This is a genomic window from Acidobacteriota bacterium (assembly GCA_016703965.1).
In the GTDB taxonomy this organism is placed as follows: Bacteria; Acidobacteriota; Blastocatellia; order Pyrinomonadales; family Pyrinomonadaceae; genus OLB17.
The window spans coordinates 541,933-566,346 of sequence record JADJBB010000025.1; the positions used below are offsets into that span (position 1 = coordinate 541,933).

The 24,414-nt window shown below is 51.1% G+C and carries 31 protein-coding genes and 1 pseudogene; 15 read left to right on the forward strand and 17 right to left on the reverse strand.

Translation table 11 applies throughout. The annotated features are described in order from the left end of the window. Positions 1 to 4: 4 nt before the first annotated feature. Genes IPG22_19885 through IPG22_19900 form a run of 4 tightly spaced genes read right to left on the reverse strand, consistent with a single transcriptional unit; the run spans position 5 to position 4,223 of the window. On the reverse strand, positions 5 to 892 hold the full coding sequence (locus IPG22_19885; protein MBK6590546.1) for a YihY/virulence factor BrkB family protein: 888 nt from the start codon (positions 890 to 892) through the stop codon (positions 5 to 7). A 14-nt stretch (positions 893 to 906) separates the two neighbouring features. Continuing rightward, positions 907 to 1,494, reverse strand: a complete 588-nt coding sequence (locus IPG22_19890) for a hypothetical protein (GenBank protein MBK6590547.1) — start codon at positions 1,492 to 1,494, stop codon at positions 907 to 909. Next, entirely contained in the window at positions 1,491 to 2,648 is a 1,158-nt protein-coding gene (alr, locus tag IPG22_19895; GenBank protein ID MBK6590548.1) for an alanine racemase, read from the reverse strand. The genes IPG22_19890 and alr overlap by 4 nt, the downstream gene beginning before the upstream one ends. 18 nt (positions 2,649 to 2,666) lie before the next feature. After that, entirely contained in the window at positions 2,667 to 4,223 is a 1,557-nt protein-coding gene (locus IPG22_19900) for an acyl-CoA carboxylase subunit beta (protein MBK6590549.1), read from the reverse strand. A gap of 67 nt (positions 4,224 to 4,290) precedes the next feature. On the opposite strand from IPG22_19900, the gene IPG22_19905 reads away from it, so the two are divergent. Further along, entirely contained in the window at positions 4,291 to 5,088 is a 798-nt protein-coding gene (locus IPG22_19905; GenBank protein MBK6590550.1) for an RNA methyltransferase, read from the forward strand. On the opposite strand, the gene IPG22_19910 is transcribed toward IPG22_19905, so the two are convergent. Genes IPG22_19910 through IPG22_19925 form a run of 4 tightly spaced genes read right to left on the reverse strand, consistent with a single transcriptional unit; the run spans position 5,085 to position 11,316 of the window. After that, positions 5,085 to 6,677: a protein phosphatase 2C domain-containing protein gene (locus IPG22_19910; protein ID MBK6590551.1), complete on the reverse strand. Its 1,593-nt coding sequence runs from the start codon at positions 6,675 to 6,677 to the stop codon at positions 5,085 to 5,087. The two genes, IPG22_19905 and IPG22_19910, sit on opposite strands and share 4 nt — an antisense overlap. Before the next feature lie 26 nt (positions 6,678 to 6,703). After that, positions 6,704 to 8,380, reverse strand: a complete 1,677-nt coding sequence (locus IPG22_19915; GenBank protein ID MBK6590552.1) for an FtsW/RodA/SpoVE family cell cycle protein — start codon at positions 8,378 to 8,380, stop codon at positions 6,704 to 6,706. A 12-nt stretch (positions 8,381 to 8,392) separates the two neighbouring features. Beyond that, positions 8,393 to 10,297 (reverse strand): hypothetical protein, encoded by a 1,905-nt coding sequence (locus IPG22_19920; protein ID MBK6590553.1) that lies wholly within the window; start codon positions 10,295 to 10,297, stop codon positions 8,393 to 8,395. After that, a complete protein-coding gene (locus IPG22_19925; protein ID MBK6590554.1) occupies positions 10,294 to 11,316 on the reverse strand; it encodes an FHA domain-containing protein in 1,023 nt (340 codons plus the stop codon). The genes IPG22_19920 and IPG22_19925 overlap by 4 nt, the downstream gene beginning before the upstream one ends. Positions 11,317 to 11,582: 266 nt before the next feature. Here IPG22_19925 and IPG22_19930 point away from each other — a divergent pair, with 266 nt between their 5' ends. The 6 genes from IPG22_19930 to IPG22_19955 all read left to right on the forward strand — a co-directional run bounded on the left by IPG22_19930 (position 11,583) and on the right by IPG22_19955 (position 14,976). Continuing rightward, complete coding sequence (locus IPG22_19930) at positions 11,583 to 11,912, forward strand: hypothetical protein (protein MBK6590555.1); 330 nt, start codon at positions 11,583 to 11,585, stop codon at positions 11,910 to 11,912. After that, entirely contained in the window at positions 11,842 to 12,186 is a 345-nt protein-coding gene (locus IPG22_19935; protein MBK6590556.1) for a hypothetical protein, read from the forward strand. The genes IPG22_19930 and IPG22_19935 overlap by 71 nt, the downstream gene beginning before the upstream one ends. 58 nt (positions 12,187 to 12,244) lie before the next feature. Continuing rightward, positions 12,245 to 12,436: a hypothetical protein gene (locus IPG22_19940; protein MBK6590557.1), complete on the forward strand. Its 192-nt coding sequence runs from the start codon at positions 12,245 to 12,247 to the stop codon at positions 12,434 to 12,436. A gap of 345 nt (positions 12,437 to 12,781) precedes the next feature. After that, the gene (locus IPG22_19945) at positions 12,782 to 13,243 is read left to right on the forward strand and encodes a prepilin-type N-terminal cleavage/methylation domain-containing protein (GenBank protein ID MBK6590558.1); all 462 of its coding nucleotides are present in this window, start codon (positions 12,782 to 12,784) and stop codon (positions 13,241 to 13,243) included. A 37-nt stretch (positions 13,244 to 13,280) separates the two neighbouring features. After that, entirely contained in the window at positions 13,281 to 13,682 is a 402-nt protein-coding gene (locus tag IPG22_19950; GenBank protein ID MBK6590559.1) for a hypothetical protein, read from the forward strand. A gap of 1,072 nt (positions 13,683 to 14,754) precedes the next feature. Continuing rightward, entirely contained in the window at positions 14,755 to 14,976 is a 222-nt protein-coding gene (locus IPG22_19955; protein ID MBK6590560.1) for a hypothetical protein, read from the forward strand. Here the strand turns inward: IPG22_19955 and IPG22_19960 are convergent. Beyond that, positions 14,953 to 15,195, reverse strand: coding sequence for a hypothetical protein (locus tag IPG22_19960; protein MBK6590561.1), 243 nt, complete (start codon positions 15,193 to 15,195; stop codon positions 14,953 to 14,955). The genes IPG22_19955 and IPG22_19960 overlap by 24 nt on opposite strands. 14 nt (positions 15,196 to 15,209) lie before the next feature. Here IPG22_19960 and IPG22_19965 point away from each other — a divergent pair, with 14 nt between their 5' ends. The 3 genes from IPG22_19965 (at position 15,210) to IPG22_19975 (ending at position 16,924) form a co-directional block, all read left to right on the forward strand. Continuing rightward, entirely contained in the window at positions 15,210 to 15,890 is a 681-nt protein-coding gene (locus IPG22_19965; GenBank protein MBK6590562.1) for a hypothetical protein, read from the forward strand. Between the two features lie 325 nt (positions 15,891 to 16,215). Then, on the forward strand, positions 16,216 to 16,554 hold the full coding sequence (locus IPG22_19970) for a hypothetical protein (protein MBK6590563.1): 339 nt from the start codon (positions 16,216 to 16,218) through the stop codon (positions 16,552 to 16,554). Next, positions 16,526 to 16,924: a hypothetical protein gene (locus tag IPG22_19975; GenBank protein MBK6590564.1), complete on the forward strand. Its 399-nt coding sequence runs from the start codon at positions 16,526 to 16,528 to the stop codon at positions 16,922 to 16,924. The genes IPG22_19970 and IPG22_19975 overlap by 29 nt, the downstream gene beginning before the upstream one ends. Before the next feature lie 254 nt (positions 16,925 to 17,178). On the opposite strand, the gene IPG22_19980 is transcribed toward IPG22_19975, so the two are convergent. The 7 genes from IPG22_19980 to IPG22_20010 all read right to left on the reverse strand — a co-directional run bounded on the left by IPG22_19980 (position 17,179) and on the right by IPG22_20010 (position 21,070). After that, entirely contained in the window at positions 17,179 to 17,487 is a 309-nt protein-coding gene (locus IPG22_19980; GenBank protein MBK6590565.1) for a hypothetical protein, read from the reverse strand. Between the two features lie 111 nt (positions 17,488 to 17,598). Continuing rightward, complete coding sequence (locus IPG22_19985; GenBank protein MBK6590566.1) at positions 17,599 to 17,877, reverse strand: hypothetical protein; 279 nt, start codon at positions 17,875 to 17,877, stop codon at positions 17,599 to 17,601. Positions 17,878 to 18,023: 146 nt separating this feature from the next. Then, a complete protein-coding gene (locus IPG22_19990) occupies positions 18,024 to 18,251 on the reverse strand; it encodes a hypothetical protein (protein ID MBK6590567.1) in 228 nt (75 codons plus the stop codon). Positions 18,252 to 19,526: 1,275 nt separating this feature from the next. Continuing rightward, entirely contained in the window at positions 19,527 to 19,895 is a 369-nt protein-coding gene (locus IPG22_19995) for an AAA family ATPase (GenBank protein ID MBK6590568.1), read from the reverse strand. Beyond that, positions 19,888 to 20,247 carry a hypothetical protein gene (locus tag IPG22_20000; GenBank protein ID MBK6590569.1) on the reverse strand — a complete coding sequence of 120 codons (360 nt, stop codon included), beginning with the start codon at positions 20,245 to 20,247 and terminating at the stop codon, positions 19,888 to 19,890. The genes IPG22_19995 and IPG22_20000 overlap by 8 nt, the downstream gene beginning before the upstream one ends. A gap of 59 nt (positions 20,248 to 20,306) precedes the next feature. Continuing rightward, positions 20,307 to 20,579, reverse strand: coding sequence for a hypothetical protein (locus IPG22_20005; GenBank protein ID MBK6590570.1), 273 nt, complete (start codon positions 20,577 to 20,579; stop codon positions 20,307 to 20,309). Between the two features lie 137 nt (positions 20,580 to 20,716). Beyond that, on the reverse strand, positions 20,717 to 21,070 hold the full coding sequence (locus IPG22_20010) for a hypothetical protein (protein ID MBK6590571.1): 354 nt from the start codon (positions 21,068 to 21,070) through the stop codon (positions 20,717 to 20,719). A gap of 567 nt (positions 21,071 to 21,637) precedes the next feature. Between IPG22_20010 and IPG22_20015 the strand changes: the two genes are divergently transcribed. Continuing rightward, positions 21,638 to 21,790 (forward strand): hypothetical protein, encoded by a 153-nt coding sequence (locus IPG22_20015; GenBank protein MBK6590572.1) that lies wholly within the window; start codon positions 21,638 to 21,640, stop codon positions 21,788 to 21,790. Positions 21,791 to 21,823: 33 nt separating this feature from the next. Here IPG22_20015 and IPG22_20020 read toward each other — a convergent pair. After that, positions 21,824 to 22,769, reverse strand: a pseudogene (locus IPG22_20020) (hypothetical protein). 130 nt (positions 22,770 to 22,899) lie between these two features. Between IPG22_20020 and IPG22_20025 the strand changes: the two are divergent. From IPG22_20025 to IPG22_20040, 4 genes are read left to right on the forward strand one after another with little or no spacing between them, the layout of a single operon-like run. After that, complete coding sequence (locus IPG22_20025) at positions 22,900 to 23,352, forward strand: hypothetical protein (GenBank protein MBK6590573.1); 453 nt, start codon at positions 22,900 to 22,902, stop codon at positions 23,350 to 23,352. Then, positions 23,304 to 23,561, forward strand: coding sequence for a protein kinase (locus tag IPG22_20030; GenBank protein ID MBK6590574.1), 258 nt, complete (start codon positions 23,304 to 23,306; stop codon positions 23,559 to 23,561). The genes IPG22_20025 and IPG22_20030 overlap by 49 nt, the downstream gene beginning before the upstream one ends. Positions 23,562 to 23,582: 21 nt before the next feature. Next, positions 23,583 to 23,927, forward strand: a complete 345-nt coding sequence (locus IPG22_20035; protein MBK6590575.1) for a hypothetical protein — start codon at positions 23,583 to 23,585, stop codon at positions 23,925 to 23,927. A 25-nt stretch (positions 23,928 to 23,952) separates the two neighbouring features. Next, positions 23,953 to 24,213: a hypothetical protein gene (locus IPG22_20040; GenBank protein MBK6590576.1), complete on the forward strand. Its 261-nt coding sequence runs from the start codon at positions 23,953 to 23,955 to the stop codon at positions 24,211 to 24,213. Positions 24,214 to 24,414 lie beyond the last annotated feature (201 nt).

Consider the following 24,414-nt stretch of genomic DNA (forward strand, 5'->3'; position numbering starts at 1 on the left):
TAACCTAAGCTGATAGTGTTTCGGCTTCAACTGATTCGTTCTCGGCCTTTTCACGCATTTCGTGAAGCACGGCGTTTATCGCCCCACCGATCATCAGAGCAGATGCCGTCAGATAGAGCCATAGCATCATAATTATGACCGCGCCGAGCGAGCCGTAGGCTTTGTTGTAGGAATTAAAATACCCGAGATACGTGCGGAACCCCGTTGTGAGAATGATCCACACTAAGATCGCGACGACCGAGCCCGGCGTTATCCAAACCCAACGAAACCTCTTAAAATCTGGCAGGAGATTGTAAATGATCTCGCACGCGAGCAGCATTATTACCAGTATCGAGATCCATTGGATGCTTACCAAAAGAAATGGCGAACTCACCTCAAGGCCAAGTCTCGCAAGGCCATATTGGAACAACTGCCAACCATAAAAAACGATCGCCAGAATCGCGGTTGTAAGAACCGAGACGATGAGCGTGAAGAGAATCGACTGAGCCTTTGTCTTGAACCAATTGCGGCTGTCTTTGAGTCCGTAGATCTCATTCAAAGCCGTGCGGATAGCATCGACGCCCGCAGAGGCGGACCAAAGGGTCACGGCAAGGCCGAGCGTGGCTTTTCCGCCGGTGCTATTGACGACGATCTCTTCGACCGTTCGGCTTACCAGGTCAAAGACGGCGAGCGGCATTATCTGGCGGAGATATGAGAACAGCTCGCCGCGAAGGCCCTCGGACGATTCGATAACTATGCCGAAAAGACTGACGAGGAAATAAAGTAACGGAAACAGCGCGAATGAAAAATAAAAAGCTACCTGGGCGGCGCGGCTGAAAATATCGGTGTCGAATATCTTCGCATACAGTGCCCAGCCGAATTCCTTGAACGGGAACTCTGTAACGTTTAGCATTCGCATGATCAATTTTAACCGCGTCCGCGTTCGAGCAATGTCATCGTCAAGACACTCAGGAGAATACGCGTTTCGTCGTCTGCGGACACCTGACCGAGCAGATCTAGCCCGAAAACTCCCTCGAAAAAGGCGGGCTGTTTGTGCAGCCGGGCGACGGGCGTATTGTCAGGGCGTTCGACGATGTAGGATGGATTGAAAAAGTATCCGGTAAACATCCCGATAAGCGGCACTTCGCCGAGGACGGCGTCCATTACCTTGATCCAGCCATTCTCCTCGTGGATCTGCATCACCTGGTTTCCTGAGGCGTCGAATACCTCGTAATTTGCCCGAAATATGGATCGCATCCCTCGTCGCCGTACCGAACCAAGCGATTGGCCATTAGCCGACGTAAAGTTATATCCGGCAGAGAAATCAAGCAGCCTGTCAGCCTTTATGTTGAACAAAAGCTGAGTCTGACCTTCGTCCGCGAAAACATCGATGTTCTCCTTTAGCTTGAAAAGCTTTTGTTTTACATAACCCAAAAGGTTGCCATTAGCATCGCGGACGTAGATCTTGCTGCCGATCGCCAGCAGTTTGAATGACAGTTGTAATGGATAGTTCATAGATTTTCTCCGGCAAATATCCTTGGCACGCGGCCGCTGATGCCGCAGGTGATTTCGTACGATATTGTACCTAACTTGCTCGCAATATCCTCAGCTTTTATTTCCAAGGATCCCTGTGAACCGATCACTGTCACCGGATCGCCGACGCTAACCGTTTTCAGGCCGGTGACGTCGATAGTTGTCCAGTCCATTGAAACGCGGCCGACAACCGGAGCCATTTCGCTGTTGACGAGCACGGAGCCGAGGTTGGACAGAGACCGCCGGAAGCCGTCGTGATACCCGATCGGGATCGTTGCGATAACCGAATCACGGTTTGTGGTAAAAGTCCTGCTGTAGCCGATCGATGAGCCGCTGGGAACGTTTTTAACCTGGAGGACTCGGGTTTCGACAGACATGACGGGCTTTAGCTCAGGTTTGCCGATTCCCGCCGGGAGAACATCGCCGCCGAGTCCGTAAAGTATTCCGCCGAGCCGAACGAGATTTGAACGCGACTGCGGATGGGCGACCGCACCCGGGGAATTTGCCAAGTCGATATACTTCGGATCGAATCGGTTGCTACGAAAAATCTCTACTGCCTGTTGGAATCGAGAGAGCTGGCCCGCCGTAAACTCATTTTGAGCAAGGTCGTCAGCCGCCGCAAAATGCGTCATCATGCCGGTTACGTTCAGATTTGTGAGCGTTTTCAGCTGATTCGCCAGGTTCTGGGCGTCATCAGCTATGAATCCGACGCGTCCCATTCCCGTATCGATCTTAAGATGGACATCGAGGACGATCTGCTTCCGTTTTGCAGCCTCATCAAGGCTTTTGGCTTGTTCTATCGTGAACACAGCGGGTGTAAGGTCGTTTGCGATCACATCTTCGTGACCGCTCCAGATCCCACCAAGGATCAGGATCGGTCGCCGGATACCGGCATGGCGAAGCTCAAGCCCTTCTTCGACCGAGGCGACAGCAAACCAATTGACGCCCTCCGCTTCGAGCCTTTTTGCACATTGGATGGCACCGTGGCCGTAGGCGTTCGCCTTGACGACCGCCATATACTCAATGTCGCTGCCGATGAATGCCTTTGACGAGCGGAAATTGAACGCGAGAGCATCAAGATCGATGGTTGCCCACGTTGGCCGCAGCGGTAGCGGTTTTGGAGTTTGATTAGACATCGGATAAGAAACCCGCGGTTAAAGCGGGATATTTCCATGCTTCTTGCGCGGATTGGTATCCCGTTTATTTTGAAGAAGTGACAGGGCACGGATCAGCTTTGGACGCGTGAACTTCGGCTCGATCACCTCGTCAATGTAACCGCGTTCGGCAGCGACGTATGGGTTGGCGAATTTGTCCTGAAAATCGGCGACTTTGGAGAGACGATAGTCTTCATCGCGCTCGGCGATCTCGCGTTTGAAAAGAACGCCGACCGCGCCCTCGGATCCCATTACAGCGATCTCCGCGGTTGGATACGCAAAATTGATGTCGGTGCGAATGTGCTTCGAAGCCATGACACAATAGGCTCCGCCGTAGGCTTTTCGGGTGATCACAGTGATCTTCGGCACCGTCGCTTCCGCAAATGCGTAAAGAAGCTTGGCTCCGTGGCGAATGATGCCCTGATGTTCCTGATTAACGCCGGGGAGAAAGCCGGGAACGTCTTCGAAAGTGATGAGCGGGATGTTGAAACAATCGCAAAAACGTACAAAACGAGCCGCTTTTACCGACGCGTCGATGTCGAGAACGCCTGCTAAATACGCAGGCTGATTTGCAACGATCCCGACCGAGTACCCGCCGAGGCGTGCAAATCCGATGACTATATTAGGAGCAAAGGCTTCCTGAACCTCGAAAAAATAGCCGTCATCGACGACATTGTTTACGATGTCACGAATATCATAGGGCTGAGTCGCTGCCTCGGGAACCATTGTGTTTAGCTTCTCATCCGCCCGGTCCGACGGGTCGCTGGTCGCGACGAATGGCGGATTTTCCATGTTGTTTGACGGCATGAACGAGAGCAGTTCGCGGGTGATACGCAGAGCGTGTTCGTCGGAATCGGCGGCAAAATGTGCGACACCCGATTTGGAATTGTGCGTCATCGCCCCGCCGAGTTCGTCTTTGGTCACGTCCTCATGCGTAACGGTTTTGATCACGTCGGGGCCGGTGATGAACATGTAGGACGAATCCTTGACCATCACGTTAAAGTCGGTGATCGCGGGCGAATATACCGCTCCACCGGCACACGGGCCGAGGATGCAGCTGATCTGCGGAACGACGCCGCTGGAAAGCACATTTCGTAGGAAAATGTCGGCATAGCCACCAAGCGAGACGACGCCTTCCTGAATTCTCGCTCCGCCGGAATCATTGAGGCCGATCACAGGAGCTCCGGTTTTCATGGCCATGTCCATGACCTTGCAGATCTTCTGAGCATGCGTTTCGGAGAGAGAACCGCCGAATACTGTGAAATCCTGAGCAAAAACAAAAACCTCGCGTCCGTCGACGAGTCCGTGGCCAGTGATGACGCCGTCACCGGGAAATTTTTGATTTTCAAGGCCAAAATCTGTAGACCGGTGGACGACAAATTTGTCGAATTCCTCAAAACTTCCTTCGTCGAGGAAAAACTCGACGCGTTCGCGGGCGGTCATCTTGCCGGCTGCCTTTTGTTTTTCAAGCCGTGCACGGCCTCCGCCTTCTTCGGCGATCTGCGACCTTTCTTTGAGTAGATCGATCTTGCTTTTGGTTCTGGATTCGGGCTGCATATCGAATAAGTTTAGCGATTTTATGCGTCTTTTCAAAACCTGTTAATAAATGATTAAATTGAGGCAGATGAATGAGTTCGATAAGATAACGAGCCGCGACAACGGTCGGTTGGTCAACCTCCGAAAGGTACGCCACGGTAAAGACGCGGCGAGCATTTTTATCGAAGGTCGCCGATTGACCGAGGAAGCATTACGCTCACCGCTGGTTCTAGATGAATGTTTTGTTTCCGACGCTTTTGACGGAGAAGATCTGGTGAATGCGGTCAACGCTCGCGGGGCGACGGTTTATTTCGTCGCAGATCGGTTGTTTGCATCGATATCTGACACAAAAACGCCGCAGGGAATTTTAGTAACTGCAAAGCGGCCGAAGTCTGGGAATAATCTTATCGAAGATAACCTCGCATCAGCCGGGTTGCCGCTGGTTTTGTTTTTGAAGGAAATCAATAACCCATCCAATCTCGGAGCTGTACTACGAACCGCCGAAGCTGCCGATATCGCAGGGGTGGCCGTCTCGACGAATTCGACCGATGCTTTCTCCTCCAAATCGATCAGGGCATCGATGGGGGCGGTTTTTCGGCTCCCAGTCTGGGAGAATGTCGGCTTCGAAGAGATAACTAAGTGGGCGAAAGCAAATGATCTGTCGACGATTGCGAGCGACATTTCGGCCTCAGTTAGGTACACGGAGATCGATTGGACGAAACCGCGCCTTATGATAGTTGGCTCCGAAGCACATGGACTAAATGTTAGCGAGTTGGCGGGAGTAGATGAAAAAATAGTTATTCAAATGGAAAATGGCGTCGAGAGCCTTAATCTCGCCGTTGCGACTGGCATTATCCTGTTTGAGGCTAAACGCCAGAATGGCTAGCGATTCGTATTAGTATTTGCCGCACTTGAGTTGAGCTTTGCGTTGGCTTCGATCTCCTGTTTCAGGCGAACCTGCAGCGTCGGATCGTTGGTTATTGCCAGAGCAAGAGCTATATCAGCATTCAAGACCTTTGCGTTCGCCGGTTCTGCTTTTGAGAGTTGCTTTTGAGCCTCGATCAGAGCGAGTCTTGCTTTAGGGAAGTCACCTAACAATAGATGAGCTCGACCGATAAGGTAGTAATCCTCGGCATCGTCCGCCGGTGGGATTTCCTTGACGTAGGCGGCAGGATCGGCATCGACATTCCGGCGTAATTTCTCAAAGGAACTGAAAGCGATATCGTCTGTCTTCATGACAGACAATTTCTGATCCGGAACGTCTGATGTCTTTGGAACTAAAGCGAAATGGTAGACGCCAAGCCCGATCAAGCTGCCAAGAACGAGCATCGCAAATCCGCCGGCGACCTTTGCCATCGATCCGCTGCCCGGTTCTTCGTTAGTCGCGGCCGCATCGCCGCCGAACATTGAAAACGACTCGTCTTTCGCCGGAGCCTGCTCGACTGCAGGCTCGCCAAGAGCTTTCTCTATCAAAGGAGCCCCTAATGATGATTCCGTCTGAGGAAGATTGTTTAGCTCGGGCAAATTATCCGCAGGCTCGGCCGGGAACTTGAGTGTCTCGGCATTAGGAATAGCCAAATCACTGGTTTCCAGTTCCAAGAGTTCTTCTTCTTCCGGAAATGACGGCAGTTCTTCAGACGAGGATCTTGCTGTCGCAACGGTTGGTTCCTCGATCTCAACGAGTGTCTCAAGGGCGGTAGGAAGATCTTGCGGCTGGGGTTCCGAGATGTTAGCGGTCGATACCTTAACGACGACGGCTGTTAGATTATCTTCTGCTCCGCGTTCGTAACAGAGTCCTTTCAGATATTCACAGATCTCATTCGGCGATCCGCCAAAGGTTAGGACACCTTTGATCTCCTGGTCGTTGACATGTCGTGTGATCCCGTCGGAGCATAGCAGAAAAGCCGTTCCCGGTTCGATCATGATCGTCTTGAGTTCGATATCGACGTTCGATTCGGCACCAAGAGCTCGGCTAATGATGTTGCGGCTCGGATGATTCTCGGCCTGCTCAGCCGTCATGCGACCGGCACGAACCTCTTCTGCGACCATGGAATGATCCGCTGTTTCCGCAAATAGATTTCCATCGCGATCGACTCTATAGAGCCGGGAATCGCCGACATGGCCGATGGTGGCGATGCTGCCCGAGATATGGAGAGCAACGATCGTGGTTGCCATGTTCGAGAGTTGGGGCAACTCATGGGCCATCTGGTGGATGGCCGTATTCGCCTGGCGAATTGCCTCCCGCATTACGGATTCGGCATCGTCACCATCATGGCGGTTTGTGAATGCTTCACCTATAATTTCCACCGCCATTTGTGACGCAACTTCACCTGCCTGAGCACCGCCGACTCCGTCAGCAACTGCGTAGATACCACACTTGACCATTTCGAGGTACGAATCCTCATTCTGCGGCCGCTTTTCGCTCAGTCCACGGTCGCTGATCGCTCCGGATGTGATTTTGAAGTTGGTTTCCATGCTGAATGTGCAGTTAGCTCGAACAATTACTCTGATTCGGCTTGAAATTCGTCCCTACGTCGATCAACGCTCGCTCGATGAGAAAATGCCAAGAGCATGCCGAGCATCGTGAAGCTGGTGATAAGGCTAAAACCGCCGTGGCTGACAAATGGAAGCGTGATACCGGTCATTGGCAATGCTCGCGTGATGCCGCCAATATTTACGAGTGCCTGAAATCCGATAAATGCAGCGAGCCCGATAGAGCAGAGTTTGCTGAACATATCACGCGAATCGCGTGCGGTTCGGACCCCGGCACCAACGAAAACGATCAGGGCAAAGGTTACCAACAAACCTCCAAAAAGTCCAAGTTCTTCGGCCAATGCGGCGAAGATGTAATCGGAATCCGCGACCGGGATCAGCTCAGGATATCCGAGCCCCAGCCCCCTTCCTGTCGTACCACCGGATGCCAATCCAAAAGTCGCCTGAGCCGGTTGAAACGCGAGCACATCAAACCACGCATCGATGTTGATCGTCCTCTGCAGATCCGGATCTTCGGCGAGTATTTGCGGCAGATTTGGGTCTTTCTCGACTAGTTTATTGTAATAGTCCTCATAATCTTCTTTCCACCAGGATGTTTCAGGCGTCGGCGGATCAAAGCCATCGAGCCAGAGATGGAACCGCTGCTGGATGCGGTCGGGGAGTATCTTCTTTACCGGAGCAGCGAGCGTTGGCAGCAGCGGTATTTTCTCCTGCGTTTTCTCGGGTAAGGCTCCGACGACGAGAACAGATACCAGAAGCAAAACACTGCCAACCATCACAAATCTCTGCGGGAGACGCCGGATCGCAATAAGGTAAAGCGTCGCGTAAACCGCACTAAAAACCATCATCTGCCCGAAATCCTTCAGTACGAAGAACGGCAGAAAAGGCAAAACGGCCATGAAAACCAACGGCAGAGCATCCTTGGCACGTGGAATGCCCCAATAAGTTCGGGCTAGATTCTTGTACAGCACCGCCAAGATAGCGGCAAAGCCGACTAAGAAGGGGATCTTGGCCAACTCCCACGGAGTCAGATTGCCGCCAAATTTGCCTGCCCGCGACCAGATAGCCGCAACAAAGAGCGGCCCCAGCGTAAGCAATACTATTGCAAAGCCGTTCGCCTGCAATATCTTAAGAAATCTATCGTCCCGCAGAAATATGAACGCCCCGATCAATCCCAGGATTCCGAGGAGTGGATTGATAGTGCGGCCGGAAAGATAGACTCCGGCGTACGTTTCGGGCGCTGGCGTTGGTTTTTCTGCTTCGAGATCAACCGGCGATGGCGGCGTTGGCGGCAATCCCATTATCTGCTTTTTCTCGGCTGAATAATTCTCCTGAATGTAATGCATCTGGAGAACCTTGATCTTTTGCTGTCGAGCCTCGGCTTTGTCTTTACGCGAGGTGTATTCGGGATCGCTGAAAAGTCGATACTGGACTGTCAGTCCGATCGAAAAAAGCAGCACGGCGGATGTGTACAGGGTCCAATTACCTTCAAACTTAATAAATCGCTTTAAGAAAATAGGCAGAACTGCAAGAAATAAAAGAAGAAAGATATTGCGTTGAGCTGTGATCGTAGACGTCTCGTAGCCGCGGATCAATGCCCCATAATAAATAGAGTAATGGCCAATAGCGGTCACCAGGGCGATCAGAGCAAGAATGAAAAAATGTGATGATGTTCTGTTTTTCACTTATAGAGCCGACTATTTTTTCTTTTTCGCTGGCTGTGCCGCAGGAGGCTTTGGCTTATATTGATCGCCCAGCAGGCCAAGTTCTCGAGCCTTAAGAATTACATTTGCGGCGATCGGAGCTGCTGTTCTGGCCCCAAAACCACCACCTTCGACAACAACCGCGATAGCGAGCGTCGGTCTTTCCAGTGGTGCGATCGTTATGAACCAGCTGTCAGTCCGTTCATACATCTGTGGTACAAAATAATCTTCCCACTGGCCGTTTACATTCTTTCTTCGACGTTTTTCGGTCTTGAGTTTTCCCGCAGCGTCATAATCAGGAGCAAGTTTTTCCGCTGTACCAGTTTTACCTCCGGTTCGTATCCCGGTGCCGGCTAGCTTTGCTGAAATAACAGTCCCTGTTCCGCCCGGCTCCTCAGTAACCGTCGACATAATGTCGCGGATCGCAGCCGCCTGCTGAGGCGAAATGACCTGGCCAAATGCTTGCGGCGGTTGGTCCGCTTCGATCCGCGGTTTCATTAGTTTTCCTTCCATATTTGCAGGGATCGAAGCTATCAACGCCATCTGAAATGGTGTCATTTGGCCCGCGTAACCCTGCCCCATTCCTTCGATTCCAAGATCGTACAAGGAAATCTCTTTTCCCGTCACAATGGTCGATTGCTGTGGAGCTAGAGCTCCAGCTATATTTGGGTTGCTCGTATTCCAGATGTTTGGAAAAAAGCGAGGTAAAAGAGCCTCGTCGGGTGAATCGACGGGAGCGATGCCAACCAGCAAAGCCGTTTCCCGCAAACGTTCGCGGCCAAGTTCGATAGCCAGTTGGGCGAAATACTGATTACTTGATACCTTGTAGGCAAATGTGATGTCCTTTTCTTGACACCCGCCGTCGCAAGCTCCACCAACCGAACCGTCGGGGCCAAGTTTTTGAGTTGCATCGACGATCGGCCGCGAACCCTTGTTGGGCTTAAAGCCCTCAGCGTAACTAGGGAAGACAGCATTCTGCTTGTTCGCCCGAAAAGCCGAAATCATCGTGAATGTCTTAAATGTCGAGCCGGGAGCATAAAACTCCCTAGTTGCCCTGTTTAACAGCGGTTTATCCCGCTTGTTTCCCTCTAATTTAAGATAATTTTCAAGGGTCTGGGCTTCGTCGATATTGAATGACGGATTCGAGTACATTGCAAGCAGGTCACCGGTTTGCGGATTTAGGACGACGATCGCTCCTTTTTTGCCCTCAAGCTGAGTGGCCAGATATGATTGCAGATCGCGGTCGATCGTGACCCTGACGTCTTTTTGTTCTTCCTCCGGTTTCTTGATCTTAGTTAAAACTTCCCATGATTCCGGCATTGGATCCGCCTGTCGCTTATAAAGAGTTCGCTCGAGGCCTGGCGTGCCGCGTTCCGTTCCAAGAAGGTGAGCCATCTCTTTCTCGAGAGCGAACCCGCGGATAATGTCGCCGTCCTTATCGACTTTGTAGTATGCGAGAGTACTGGAGAGTTTCCCGGTCCGATCGAGCATCCAACCGCGGAGGCTCGCGGCCGTGGCCCGCCTATTTCGCAGATCTTTATAGCTTAACGCCTGGAACTGTTCATTCGATTCGTCCGCAAAGTACGTCCAATAGACCTGAAATCCAAATACAAAAAGAGCTGCTACCACGAAGAATACCTGCCAGATCCGCAGGCTTCGATTTGTAAGCGTTTGGGTGAGGCGGCGTTTTACTTCCTTCGGAAGTTCAAGCTCTGCAACTGGTATGTGACGACGAAAGTTATCAAAGAAAGTAATGACAAGAAACCCGATCAATATCCCGACCGCAATGATGTAGACGATCGAAAGTCCGGCAGGCGTGCGTTCAAGCACCTGGCCGCCAAACAGATTTTCGGGCTTCCATTGGTTCCAGTCGATCAGGGAAAGAAGAAACACTGTCATTTGGTGTCCTCTCGAGGGGCCGGATCTATGAACGTTTTCATCGGATCGATCTCTACCGTTTTCTCGGGCGGATCTTGAGCCGCTATTTTTGCTTCCGCCGACACTTTACCAGTGAATTTAAGCCCGTCGATCTCGATCGTGTTCTCCTGCGAAAATCGCTGAGAAAGTTCACTTGTGTTTCCGGATTCGGAAGGGATCTTTTCAAATACCACGTCCACCATCCCAAACTTAACGCGATCCTCCGCCTTCAATCTCAACGCCTTTCCGTACGGGATACGCTCGCCATTCACGAAAGTTCCGTTTGTCGAGCCGGTGTCAGCGACCGAGAGATTGTCATCGCTATCTATTACAAGCGATGCATGGATCTTAGATACACTGACATCATCTATCGTCAGGTCGTTTGAGACGGTACGTCCGACCGAGAGACGGCCGTTGGACGGAAATGTAATGCGACGGTCACGCGGAGTTCCGTTCAACTCAAAATGAGCGACGAAGACGGCTCCTTCCCGTTCTTTCTCGATCAACTCGGCGTGTGGCTTGGCATCCCCAAGTTTTATCGACGGGATCGTGACGTTCAGTTCCGCCTCGTGATCTTCATCGGAAAACTTGTCGAAGCTGACAAAGAGCTTGACGCCTTCCGTAAAGTAGTCAGGTTTGACCTCAACAGATAATGGAGCAAATGTGTAGTAAAGCTTGTCGTTGATGTGGTCGGCCGCTGCGGTGAGAAGCTCGTTTTCCAGTTTTAGCAACGTGTCATCAGCATCCGTTGCGAATTTATCCCATTGGACCTTTAACGTGATGTTGTGAGGAACAATAGATCCTTTCCCCAGAACGCCCTTCACTTCCGAGTCGAGGAGTTTTTTCATCCGCTCGACGAGTTCGCTGGTTGCGAGACTGCTTGACGGTGTCCAACGCCGCCCCGTGAACTTGTCGACTGTGTCCCCGATTCTTGTCAAGGCACCCTGTAAAAGCCAATCGGCTGAGAGTCCTTTCTTGGAAACGGGTGTCTTGTCAGTCATTTAACAGCAAATTGATCTTAGATCTCTTCCAGAAAATCTGCCGCAATTCTACCCGAAATCCGAACCAAAGAAAAGCAACTCAATCCTATTGCATTTTGAACGTAAAACATTGTAAAATCTTTTTGGAATGTGTTGTGCATTCCAACTTTTCCTTATTAGCGCCCTCATACTTTACCGTATTGGCGTAACCAGTTAGTAAGAGCGAAAGCACAAGACTTATGAGAAATCGACTTCATAAGGCGGGTCGGGACAATTCCGGATTCTCCATGACGGAACTATTGGTGGTTCTCGGCATCATTGCGATAATGAGCGTTATCTCCTTACCGTATATCGTCAATTACAAGAAAGCATATAAGTCTGAGGATCAAGCCCTTAAGGTGATAGATATGATGCGCGAAGCGGGCCAGCTCGCGCTCAACCGGCGGCGCACGATAAGGTTTGAGATCGATTTTACGGATAACGCAGCTTTAATCATCGACGAGAACGGCGGAGCTGCAGATACCCAGATCAAAAGCTCCCCTGGAAATGACCAAGGATGTTCGAATGGACATCATTCCGGCGACGATCTCGAAGCCGAATCCTCCAAATTACAATGATCTTGCCGCTTCGACGGATACCCTGGGCCATCTGGCAGGGACTGTGACCGTTACCGGACATTCGGTCTGGGCGGCTCGCTTTCGTAGTGACGGTTCGGTAGTAAATGCCGCCAATGTACCGATAAACGCAAATATCTACTCTTGGCCGCCGATCTCCCCGGGAAGCACAACGCCGCGAAGCAAAGCTGAAGTACGCGCGATTACGATCTTTGGCGGCAGCGGAGCGATCAGGTACTGGAAACACGACGGGACGAATTTCGTCGCAAACCAATAATGAGCAGGATTGGCACTATGAATATCAAATCTGAAAACGGTTCTCTTACATCGATGTAATGATCGCTCTGGTCATTCTGATGTTCGGGATCCTTGCCATGTTAGCGGCGATCTCCTGGTCAGTGGTACAAGCGAGCGGACACGAACAGCAATTGCTTGCGAAACAGATCGCAACCTCCACGCCCGAGTCGATAATGGCGGTTAGGAAACCGATCCAACGAGGCTGGGTTGGTCGGCCGTCGGAAACATAGGCAGCAACCCAGATCCAGCCACCGGCGTTGCACAGGAATATTTGCCGTCGGATTTCAGCCGGTTCGACTCGATGCAGGACCGGATCAGGTTATCGGTACTGCCGATGATACGGGTGCAACTGTCAGCCAACTTCGGCGAAGGATAGTCATTACGGATGTTTGTGACCCGGACAGGCCGTCGCCGGTTATTTGCTCTCCGGCTGGGAATTCACCGGGTCGGATCCGAACTGTTCAAGTCACGGTAACTTACAACGTCGGAGGCTTGCAGCGGCAGGAAGTCGTTCAGACCGTTCTAACCGATTACGCGGTGGTCAACTAGCTATAAAGAGTCCTATGAAAGTTCAAGTGGAAACAAGATCTGTACCTGCAAAAGCTACTCCCGAGAGCGGCTTTTCGCTGCTTGAGTTGCTGGTTTCGATGGTGATCTTCCTTGTCGTTTCAGCAGCCGTTTGGGGGCTTCTAAGGACGGCGCAACAGAGCCGGTCCGCCGTTACCGAAGAAGTTCAGCTGGCGAAAACGTTCGTATCGCTCTCAGCCAGATCTCGAGAGACGCCTTTAACGCCGGATTTGGCTACCCTTCGGCGAGCACCGTTGTGCTGCCCGATAACAGGATCTCGACCGCCCTTGGGGTGCCGAAACGATTTTGACACCAGCCGCGACACGGTTCCGCCGGTGATCGCAGGGAATAACATCACCCTGAGTACGTTCGCGACGACCGCAAATACGAGGACGGACCAGGTTACCTTTCTTTATAAGGACAAATACATTCAACGTAATAAGCGGCGTCTCGCAGCCTCGGAATATTAATGCGGCGACCAGAACTACCGGAGGTATCGACGAGATCGTGCCGATATCGGGTAGCAATGCAGCGTGCCGCGTGAACGATGTCTACATCGTCATTGGAAACACCGGATCGACTCTCGGGCTTTCAACCGCGTTGAGCGGTACTAACAAGATACAGTTCTCAAATGGTGATCTGCTTGGGTTTAACCAAACCGGAACCACAGGACCGCTCAGGGCGATCAGTACGCCGGCGAGCATACAGCGTGTACGAATGGTCACTTATTTCGTGACAGCTGACGGAATTCTGAACCGCCGCGAATACGCAAATATTACTCCGGCGGTCGCGTTTGTTGATGAGCCGCTGGTCTACAATGTCGAAAACTTTCAGATCCAGTACATCATGGACAACGGTTCCATAACGGATAACCCGAGTGCCGGGCCCGACGGCACGGGGAACCGCTGACGATACGCAATCAAATCCAGCTGCCGTCCGGCAGATCAGATTCACTGTCAATGTTCGGTCAGTTGAGAAGAATTCGAACGGGCAGCCATACACAGAATCGATGACTACTACTGTAAGCACAAGAAATTTGGGATACGACGCAAGCTAAAGTCAGGATGGAGTATAAGAAGATGAAGGGAACAAGTGTTGAAAACGGTTCATGCTGAAGGCAATGTTGTTGATCGCGGTGAAAAGGCTCGGCAATCATAATTGCCCTGTTCATACTCGCTGATCGGCGTTTTCGTCGCGTTAGCGATGTCCAGATCTTCTGCGGAAGCAGCGGCTACCGGCAATGAGACCTCGAGGGGCGAACATTCTACGCCACGCAGGAAGTCTCGAAACGATGACCCGGAACTTCAACAAGGTTTTTGAAGTCAAACTTAACCCTACGACCGCTGACCTGAACAACGCAATGGGGCTGTGTCTGGGCTCACTAATTTTACATTTTTCCAGGAACTCGACCAGATCGATTCGAGTAATGTAAAACGCTGACCGGCGGCCGTATACGGGCCTGATCGCGATCCAGGATAACTGGCGGCTCCGAACTACTGCAACGAGCAATAACGGAACAACCGCGAACCCCATCGGTACGCAGGTGCAGCCGACGCGAAACGTGCTTAATAATCAAATCCCGATCTTCCAGTTCGGTATTTCTATAACGATGACGAGCTTTTTCCGTCCTCCGCGATTCAGTTTTGGAGGCCGCGTGCATTCGAACGGAAATTTCTTTATTTCGCCGGGTTCGAAGGCGTTTATTTCGATTCACGGGTTACGGCCGCAGACCAGATCGTGACGCAGGCTTGGCGAAACTGGGATACCGGCGACTCAGCTAACAGCCAGACCTGGATCAAGAATGCATCGGGCACTTTCGTTCAATTGCTGCCGACGATGGGAAGTGTCCTGAATACAACCGAAGGTGCGGCAAATAACATATTTCAGTATCCACCGGCAGTGCCGGTTCCGGCTCGAACTCCTAATACCGATCTGCCGCCCAGCCGCTTGAATACGAGTTTCTTAACACAGTCGTCTGTCTTTGACGGCAATCTTTGGCAAACACCTGACTCTCAAGCTTCCGCTCAACGTCGGTGCTAACACGAACCTCGTTGAAATGCTTCGCCGCGGAAAAGAGATCGCAAGTTTCAGTGGTGGAGACCTCGCAAACATTGGCGGAACGCTTTGCCCGGTTACCGCCGCAACTACGGACAACAGCATTCTGCGAAGCGGAGATTTACTAACAAAACCGGAATCCGCATAACACTTGCCGATAGTCAGGCAAAACTGCCGGGCTGGCATCTGGTACCGGCATAACGCCGATCGCGACGACGACTGCGTCAAAATGCGGTATTCGCCTCGATGGCCGCCCTGACGGTATGCCGACGGAGCCGACAGTCGCTCCGACGCCGACAGCTACCGGACCGTGTTCGCGGCTATCAGCCAAAGCCGATGAAAATGGCCTAACCGATACAAATTTCACCAATAAATCCGTACGTGAGCACTCGCGTTAATGGCGAACGCTTTTATACGGGGGGCTGTTCACAGCCCACCGCGGCATGCCGCGAAGTCTGGATCAAGGTCGAGACCGTAACGACGAATCCCGGCGACGGGTCGGTGATCACTCGGGACATTACCGAAGACTTCCTGAGCCTGGGTGTTACGGAACCCGCGACTCAAATATTGAATGGAGCCACGGTTGAGTTCAAAATTACCGATAACCGATACGCTCAAGGTACCAGGACATCAATGTACGACGGCACCGTTGCTCCAACATCGTTGACGCCTACAACTCCTCAAACACCTGCGTCGAATGGTATCGACAGCCGGTCCGTTATCAAACTTCAGCGGTTTCTGATTCCCGGCAAACCGATCCCGACGCCGAGTACGACCCCTGATAAATATACGACGAACGTGAATATTGGAACCGGTGTGAATTCCAATTACGATCCGGGATTCACCGTCGTTCAGCGATTCAGCGGAGCGACACAGGCGAATGTGCAGGCCGGCTGTAAGGATCCAAACATTCTCACGGGACAACCCTGCCCCTTGCAAGCTGTGGAACGAACACGAATGCCGAGGTGGTCTCGAATTATACAAACGACTCCGTTAACCGCGGATACGATCTATACCGAGAACCGTCGGCGGCCACCTAAAGCTCGCTACGCTCGATGGTAACACTCCGTGGGCGATCGTTCCGTTCCCGATCGAGATGTTTGACGCGCTCGCGAGGGTTACTATTACGACGAACGGAGCACGACCTATTACTCAAATCTCGCCCGCCTGCGATGAACGGCGTCGCGAGCATAGTCGATATCGATGTTGCCAACATGAGACGCTTTATACGCGGCGATTTCAACGGCCTTTTCCGTTGACACCAAGTTTGCTGTTTCGAAAGGTGGCGTTGGCTTGGTAAGCTCAGATATTCCTAACGAGAACGGCATCGTGCTTTTTACATATCTCCGACCGTCGGGGCGATGCTGACTTCGACGGCGAATACGACATGGAAGATATCTATGGCGGTTCGCCCGGCAACAATGGCTCGATGGAATTGGGTGAAGACGCACAAACCGCGACGGATCGCCAGGCGAAACACATGGACTTCAGCGGAACCTATCCCTGGACGGATATCACCGGATGCGCGGGAGCGGGAACGGACTGTGAAGCTCCCAGGTATTCGCACGCCGCACCGCCGGATTTCGCTTCCGTTGTCGATCATAAATACTATCGCCGCGGTGTTCGATTGACGAACGGCACGACTTTGCCTGGGATCTATGATTCAGCGGTTCCGGCAAATACTAGAGGTTTCACCGTTGCCACCGAAAACAAACATGTACGTTGACGGCAACTACAATGCAACAAGTGCCGCCTCGCCGCCGACGTCCGGTAACACACCTTTCAACCAGTATTATCCGTTCGATGGCGACCACATTCCTGCTTCGATCGTTGCGGATGGCGTCACTATTCTCTCGAACGCATGGAATGACGGACAAAGCTTTATTAGCCCGGTCACGAGTCCGTACGATCAATCTAACCGCATCGCCCAGTCAACTACGATCCGATTTGCGATGATCGCCGGTGATACGATCGCCAGCCGTTCGGGTTCACCGAATCAAGGCGGCATATCGCCTAGATTGAACGGCGGTGTACACCTTCAAGCGTTTTCCTCGAAAACTGGTCCGGCCAGCGTCTCGATGGTTCGGGATCGCTGATCAATCTGTTCAATTCAAGAAACGCCACCGGTTCATTCAAATGCTGTAACAAAGTTTACAACCCGCGGGTTCGTAACTGGGTGTTCGACAGCACGTTCCTCGACCCGGCGCGTCTGCCGCCAGGAACGCTGTTCTTCCAGTACGTCCAGACAACTGGATTCTCGAGGACGAAACGACTAGATCAGCGTCAATTCATTCGCAAAGGCAGCTTGAGAGAGCTGCCTTTTTTTTTGTTGTAGGGAAGTGGGGAAAGGTCAGCTGACGGTTATCGGATAGCTTGGCGAGAAAGATCCGTACTCGGCGTTCTTTTGGATGAAGATCGCGCGGATGTTTCCGTTTTCGGGTTCGCCGGGTGTGGCTGGGGTGATGTTAAATGACGCGGGCATTTTTGTTGCGAACGCGGCGATCGACCACGTTGATGAGCCCTGGCGTTGATATTCGATCCGCATGGCGTCGTTCTCCTGCATCGAACCGCCGCACGTTATGCCGTAGCCGGCAAATGTCGAGACTGCGAGCTCTGGCTTTATCAGGCTGGGGTTGCTTGGCTGATGATCTCGGCTCAACTATCATCAGATCTTCGCCGATGGCATCGGTGTAGCCGGGCGAAGCGACGATCAGTTCGCGCAGCTCGCGAAAATCGGTAAAAATGCTGACGAAAGAACCGACCGGCATCATCACGGAGCCAAACGCCGGCGGAGCCGGAGCCGGATCGCCCGCGGGCCCGCCCGTAAATAGGTTGTCACGCCACTCGACCAAGTTCTCGCCGTCGTCGCCCGCATCGCGTCGACATAATCATTCGCCACGATAAATTCGTCACAGATCAGCTTTATCCTGTCAGCCTGCGGCCCGGTTATCGGCAACACGACCTTGTACGCATCGATCTTGCCCTTGATATTCGTAAACATCGCCAACTGCTCCGCACGCGTTCCTGGAAACCATGCTCTTCTAGCCATAACTCATTTCCTCCGTTAAATTGTGTTTTTTTTGTATGGAAGATGCGGGAATATCCCGCAATGCTGGCTGGGAAACAGGTCGGAGTCAGGAGATCACGGGAGTAACCACAAATTCGACGGAAGTATATTTCGCTTTCACAACAAAATCAAGCCAAGATCCACCCGCCAAACCAATTTTCAACTGTCAGATACAAATTTACGACCGTGAAAATGAAATTCACGACCGTAAGAATGAAATTCACAACCGTGAGAGCGAAATTTTCGACCGTGAAAATGAGATCCACAACCGTTAGAGCAAAATTCACAACCGTCAGAGCGAAATTTTCGACCGTAAGAAAGAATTCACAACCGTCAGAGCCAAATTTTCGCCCCAAAAAATCAAATCCACAACCGTCAGAGCAAAATTCTCGACCGTGAGAGCAAAATTTACAACCGTAAAATGACGCTCACAACCAAAACCAACCAAAGCGGTCGGGCATTTTAAACAAATATTCAGTTTTAGCCAGTATTTATCGACGTTTCAGCAAAGCAAGCCCGCAAACACGTCGCCGCGTCACGCTTTTCGGGGAACTTCGCAAGTTTTAAGAAATTTTCGGGAGAAAAGAAACCGATGCAGTGCCCGTTAGGAACGTCTCCATTCAGGCTAATTAGAAAGGGCAAAGAGACTATCGCCTCAACCGCACATGTTACCCGTTTCCCAAGAAACGCCAACAACTAACGGCTTCTCTAATTAGCGTGAGAACTATAAATCGATTTTTATGAGGGATTGCAAAAGTTTTTTTTACGGTTAGATCTGCGATCGCCGTTTTCCATTTCAACGATGGGCGATAGCTTAAATGCTCGTTAGATAATTCTTTGCTAAAGATTTCTTCGATATTCGCGTAAGCTCGCGTCATGATCAATGTGCTTTGAAGTTCATCCATTTTGGCAGAAATCCTCGCAGTTCCGCTGCGGACCTCTCGAAGTCGGCTATAAAGATAAAATACTCCTACTGATAAAACTAGGAGCGTTAGATAAAATAGTAGATCCAGTAACGAACTTTTCCCCACATTTCGGATAGAACCGATTAGATCAGTGGTAAGAACATCTCCCATGCTAAGCACCAGTGCAAAGGCCGCAGTGCTGAGAAGTATGAACTGAAAGATAGCGAGCTGTATACGATCTCGATAATTTCGCTTCTCTTGCAATTTTTTTCCGATTCTAGTTCGAGAAGCTTCTTATTTATAGTGTCATACCATTTTCCAACCGTAGTTTCCTCTAGTTCCTTTAATCGTTCAGAGAATGGTTTAAAAAGAGTTCCCATAATTCGCATGATACCGAAGCCGAACGCACTGCTACTCCCGATTACGCTTGGAATCTCAGCTTTCGCAAATGCCGCTCGAACTTCCCAATCAAAAGGCAACGGCGAAAGGTTCGGAAATAACGTTCCCCATGAATTCTTTCATAAACAATTCTTTCTTCTTCAGTTATTTTATTAAATATTTGCCAAGTGTTTGATCGCTTCAAGTGTTTTCCGATTCGAAGATGCAATGCTCGAAGGGATGCAGTGCTAATCGCATCGGGTTCTAAAACCACGAGATTGCGAGTGGAAATTTGCAAGCTCTTATTAAAAAGGTGATACTCTGCCTGGCAATCTAAGATAACGGCGTCTATTTCATTTTTTCAACTATGCGAGCTAGATTCTTCAGAATTTCTGAAAGCGCATCTTTTGCGGTGACAAAAGTTTCTTCGCCTAGCCTCAGAGTATAGGGTATAAAGTAAAAACCGGAACTTGTTAGAAAGATACGTGGATCAACGTCAGCAAGAGGGAAGTTCATTCTCTCGAAACTGCATAACTCAGGATCAGTGGCTATCTCGTCCTCAAAGAAGTAGGTCGCACCATGAGTTGAATAGTCGCAGTCAACTAAAAGTGCCCGATATCCTGCTTCACCTAGTACGCGCGCCATGGACATACCAATGACTGTCTTTCCGGAACCTCCTTTTCCGCTTAGTAAGGTGAGATACTGTGCATTAGCCATTAGAAGCCTCCGGTGCAGGTGGAAGCTGTTTGATTTCAGCCTCGTCGAGGAACGATTCCTCCTGCACTAAATCGCCCTCGCTTAATTTTCCAATCGATCCACCTTGAAGTTTCTTATTATAGGCGTTTCGTCGAGCCAGAAACTCTTCATGATCGAGACGGTGATTTTCGAGCCCCTGCGATTTCTTCAGCAGGGATTCCCTTAATATTAAATCTAGAGTTTCAAACTTCAACTCATCGATCCACAGGATGATTTTATTTAAGCGGTCTTTTTTATCGTGAGCATACGTTTTGGCATGTTCTGAAATAAGAACCCGAAATTGGTGATTCTTTAAGCTGTATTGCTGAGTCAAAGAGTATACGTACCCGATCTTCATCGAACTGCATCCAAAAATTTGTATTCTTCTCTGCTTCACAGATTAGTCTTATTTCCGTGCGGCGTTCTTGGAATCTCGTCATTGCAGTCTATAAACTGCTCGATCAATTGTTGGCGACACTTAGTGAGCTCTTTTACAACAATCAATCGCTTGGCAACAAAAAGACCGCTTTTAGCGGCGGAAACATCAGGTTTTACCTCAAAGTCCTCATTTACGCATGACGCTATTAACCATTTCCAGCCGATGCCGTTTAGCTTTGCATATTCCTTATCTTTTCGAAGGAGTAGAATCTCCTCATCAGTTAACAATTTACGAATTTCTTTTACACAATTCGATAATCAATATAAGGTTTAACTTCAGCTACAATGGAAAAAAATGCGAATGTAATGGCCGCTAAAATAGACCTAGTTGGATTTGGAACTAGGAAAGATAGCACGAAAACGGGCTAGTGGACAATTTGGGGTTCAAGCCATTCCGCCGAGGTCGTACATTTTACTTGTTCGAACAGAAGCTTTAAGAATTCCTGCAGGTCATCAGGAAAACCTGATCTGTCTATGTCAAAACCGGATACGACCAGCTCGTTGTTAAGATAAATGGTCATGTTGTAAACGTCCTTAACGTTCTTCTTATCAAAATATCGAAGTGTTTCAGGCTTCTTTAGAAGTTTTGCAAGTCTATCGGTAACGTTGCTATCGAGAACTAAGGTCTTTCGCGAGTATTTGGGATCGGCGGCAATTTGCCTCACGTCAAAGTTCTCGGATTCCGGAACACGCATTTCAACGCCGTTCGGATTGGACATTTGATATCTCCCGACTATGTACAAGAAGCTTTCCGTTCCTATCCACCGAGATGATATGCCCGCTACAGCAACTTCCACGGCCGAGTATTACAAAAGATCTCTTTTTGGCAGGATCGTTTCCGACGTAACCTGCGGCTGGGAATTCGGGACCCGATTTTCAACCCGACTGCAATTTAGGTTAATTCCCACAACCAACACCATAAACTGTACCGCCAAACCCCAAACGCCAACCGGCTACGGTTCTTGAACGGTAAAACATATATCCATCAATTTTCATATCGGGAGCGTGAGCATGCTCGGGTGTTTGAGATGAGGGAAAGATAGCACGAAAACGGGTGGGTGGGACAATTCATTTTTTGATCTTGGGGCTTTGATCTTTGAGCTTTGAATTAGTTCTGCTTCTGGGATACGGAGACAAGCGGCTGGACCGATCCTACGATCTGTTACGGGAGTTTCGGTGCCGACAAAGAATGAATAGAGGATCATCAAGCCGCCGCAATATGAAAGTAAGCCAAAGAGCGACATGTATTTGGTCGCCAATGGCAATGACCGCTCGGCAAATCGTTTATGAAGCTGCCATGGAACGAAGAGCAGAACTGCGCTCGTCAATATCAACAACCAGCCGAACGCGGCGAACACGGCAGAAAACTTCATCTGCGGCGAATACAAGACGAACGCTATGCCGATGACAATTCGTATCGAAATTTCAACGAAGTGTAAATGCAGAACTGGCAAATGCGTCGAGAAACTGCTTCACTCCGTTCCGGTCGAGCAAATGCGGCGGTAGCCAAGCCGATCAACCAGATCCCGGCAAGTATGACCATTGCGGCAGCGATCAAATTGCATAACATCATCATAAATGTTCGTTGTTCGAATTGTCCTGCGAGGCAAGCCATCGCCGCCGTGCGGGTATGCGAGAGATCTTAATGAACTTCTTCGCCGGGCGGCTGGGAAGACGAGGATCAGGAGGACGATCAGGCCGAGCAGGACGGCGGAGGCGGTGTAGCGGCTGAGTTCGAGGCCGCCGTTTTCGGTTGGTTTGTCGAGGAAATCTCCGACGACCGCGCCGGAGCGGGCGGGTGATGATGAACGCGGCCCAGAAAAGGAACGTGCGTGGAATGCTCTTCCAAAAATACGCGATCGCGATGATCGCGAGCATCGATCCGAAAACGATCGCCGCTCCGCTGTAGCCGAGATCGAGCCCGACGTCATCGGCCGTCCAATCGCCGAGAGCCGTTCCCAATGTCTGCGAGAACATGATCGTCACCCAATAGAACATCTCGACCTTTGGCTCGTTCACCGTATTAACGGAAACCGAACCGAGCGTTCGGTACCAAACGAACAGCGATGCCAGCAGCAGAACCAGCAAGAGTGCCGAACCGCCCGCATAACCGATGCCGATCGAACGCGTCACGTAATCCGCGAGCGTTGTGCCGACAGTCGTTGTCGCGATGATCGTCAGCCAATAAAGAAATGGATGAAACCGCTTCACGCCGATCTGTACAGCGACGGCGGCGAGGAAAATGGCTCCAAAGACCGCCGTGCCGATCAGATATCCGTAACCCGTGGCTTCGCCGGTCGTCTCGCCGAGAAAGGACATCGTCATCGCATCGCCGCCGGTTTCGCCGAGCGTCGTGGCGAGGATCTTGATGATCCAAAAAGACAAAGGTAACTTCGGGGACTTTGCTCAATATTTCAGCTTGTTCTTCGGTCATTCGGTTATTTCGATCCTCCACTACATTGCACGAAGAACCACGATAAAGCCAGATGAAACGAGCTGAATTGGCTGAAATTCGCAATGATCGATTTGTTCACCGAACATTGTCTTTGTGATATCGTATTCACTGTCTAAGGAACACGTCTGCCCCGCCCCGGCTGTCCTTTTTACGATGAAAGAGCTTTCGCTAAACAGTTGCAGACTCGATAAGAGATACGACGTCCTGGAGCAGCTCGGGCGTGGGAGTTATGCTGAGATCTTTCTGGCGCGGGACACGCTGGCTTCGCCGCAATCGCCGCATTCGACGGTCGTTATCAAGGCCCTCAACGTTTTTCTGCAGGATGATCTAGACGCCGATCTGGAACGCACGCTCGTCGAGAACTTTCAGAACGAAGCGATCGCTCTCGACCGAGTTCGCCACCCGAATATCATCAGCCGTATCGGCCACGGCACCGCCCGAGATCTGCCGGCACCGTTTTTCATTACCTCGTTCTCGAATACCTCGCCGGCGGCGACATGCAAAAGCTCTTGCGAAAGCAGAAACTCGGCCTCGATCAGGCTTTGAAATACATCGAGCAGGTCTGTGCGGGCCTCGGCCATGCACATCGCAATTCGATCATCCATCGCGACATCAAGCCGCAGAATCTGTTGCTCACTTCTGATCTTTCGACCGTGAAGATCGCCGATTTTGGCGTCGCCCGCGTAAATGTTTCCGACGCACCGATAACGCGTGTCGGCACAAACATCTACGCCCGCCCGAACACAGCCCGCTGATGGCAGGGAAGACCGACGGACTTGATAAAAAACTCACGCCAGCGGCCGATATTTATTCGCTCGGAAAACGATCTACACGATGCTGACCGGCGCTCGTTTGCGAATGCGAGCATTGATTCGGTTCCAGCTTCTGTTGCGAATGAAGAATGGGCTGATGAACTCGTTCGTGTGCTAAAACGAGCAACAGCGACCGATCCGGCCCAGCGACAGCAGTCCGTCGAAGACCTCTGGATCGACCTCGCCGGAATTCGCCAGATCGCGGCGGACGGCGAATACAGCACGATGATGCGTTTCGCAGATAGACACGCCGCAGCCGCACGTTTTTCGCGGCTACACGCCGATCGCACCGGAACGGCCGAGCTTTGAGGCGATCGCGGATATCCCTTCGTCGATGAGCCGCGAGCCGCTATACACCCGCCCGTCTTATCCGCCGCCGGCAGTGAAAGCGACAATGGCGATGGAGCCCGATGTCGCCGTCACGGTTGCCGAAGCGAGGCCCGCGAAAAAGAAACGCCGGTTGAAGCGGCGGTTGACCGCTTTCCTCGTGGTTGTTGGAGCGTTCACCGGTATCTTGTATGGGACGGCGAGTTACATCCGAAGCCACAATATTTTCCCGGCCTTTCGAGCTCGTTCAATTCTAAGACCGGCGTAGCCAGCACGGACATTTATCTGCTTCCATCGCCAAACACCGACAATGATCCGATCGGACTCGTGACCAAAAATTCGAAGGTCAAGATTGTAAATTCGCAGAATAATTGGTATCAAGTTGATGTCGTCCAACAAGGCCGAGACCTGCCGACGCAGCAAAATATCAAGCGGATGGCTGAATGGTAAGTATGTGGATGTGGATTAG

Excerpts from the sequence above, each read along its gene's own strand:
- IPG22_19925 (MBK6590554.1), bottom strand. The coding sequence starts at position 11,316 with ATGACTGACAAGACACCCGTTTCCAAGAAAGGACTCTCAGCCGATTGG.
- IPG22_20015 (MBK6590572.1), top strand. The coding sequence starts at position 21,638 with ATGAAGCTGCCATGGAACGAAGAGCAGAACTGCGCTCGTCAATATCAA.
- IPG22_20010 (MBK6590571.1), bottom strand. The coding sequence starts at position 21,070 with ATGTCCAATCCGAACGGCGTTGAAATGCGTGTTCCGGAATCCGAGAAC.
- IPG22_19890 (MBK6590547.1), bottom strand. The coding sequence starts at position 1,494 with ATGAACTATCCATTACAACTGTCATTCAAACTGCTGGCGATCGGCAGC.
- alr (MBK6590548.1), bottom strand. The coding sequence starts at position 2,648 with ATGTCTAATCAAACTCCAAAACCGCTACCGCTGCGGCCAACGTGGGCA.
- IPG22_19905 (MBK6590550.1), top strand. The coding sequence starts at position 4,291 with ATGAATGAGTTCGATAAGATAACGAGCCGCGACAACGGTCGGTTGGTC.
- IPG22_19995 (MBK6590568.1), bottom strand. The coding sequence starts at position 19,895 with ATGGCTAATGCACAGTATCTCACCTTACTAAGCGGAAAAGGAGGTTCC.
- IPG22_19935 (MBK6590556.1), top strand. The coding sequence starts at position 11,842 with ATGACCAAGGATGTTCGAATGGACATCATTCCGGCGACGATCTCGAAG.
- IPG22_20030 (MBK6590574.1), top strand. The coding sequence starts at position 23,304 with ATGCAAAAGCTCTTGCGAAAGCAGAAACTCGGCCTCGATCAGGCTTTG.
- IPG22_19985 (MBK6590566.1), bottom strand. The coding sequence starts at position 17,877 with ATGGCTAGAAGAGCATGGTTTCCAGGAACGCGTGCGGAGCAGTTGGCG.
- IPG22_19940 (MBK6590557.1), top strand. The coding sequence starts at position 12,245 with ATGATCGCTCTGGTCATTCTGATGTTCGGGATCCTTGCCATGTTAGCG.
- IPG22_19930 (MBK6590555.1), top strand. The coding sequence starts at position 11,583 with ATGACGGAACTATTGGTGGTTCTCGGCATCATTGCGATAATGAGCGTT.
- IPG22_19970 (MBK6590563.1), top strand. The coding sequence starts at position 16,216 with ATGGAAGATATCTATGGCGGTTCGCCCGGCAACAATGGCTCGATGGAA.
- IPG22_19920 (MBK6590553.1), bottom strand. The coding sequence starts at position 10,297 with ATGACAGTGTTTCTTCTTTCCCTGATCGACTGGAACCAATGGAAGCCC.
- IPG22_19885 (MBK6590546.1), bottom strand. The coding sequence starts at position 892 with ATGCTAAACGTTACAGAGTTCCCGTTCAAGGAATTCGGCTGGGCACTG.
- IPG22_20040 (MBK6590576.1), top strand. The coding sequence starts at position 23,953 with ATGAGCCGCGAGCCGCTATACACCCGCCCGTCTTATCCGCCGCCGGCA.
- IPG22_19910 (MBK6590551.1), bottom strand. The coding sequence starts at position 6,677 with ATGGAAACCAACTTCAAAATCACATCCGGAGCGATCAGCGACCGTGGA.
- IPG22_19900 (MBK6590549.1), bottom strand. The coding sequence starts at position 4,223 with ATGCAGCCCGAATCCAGAACCAAAAGCAAGATCGATCTACTCAAAGAA.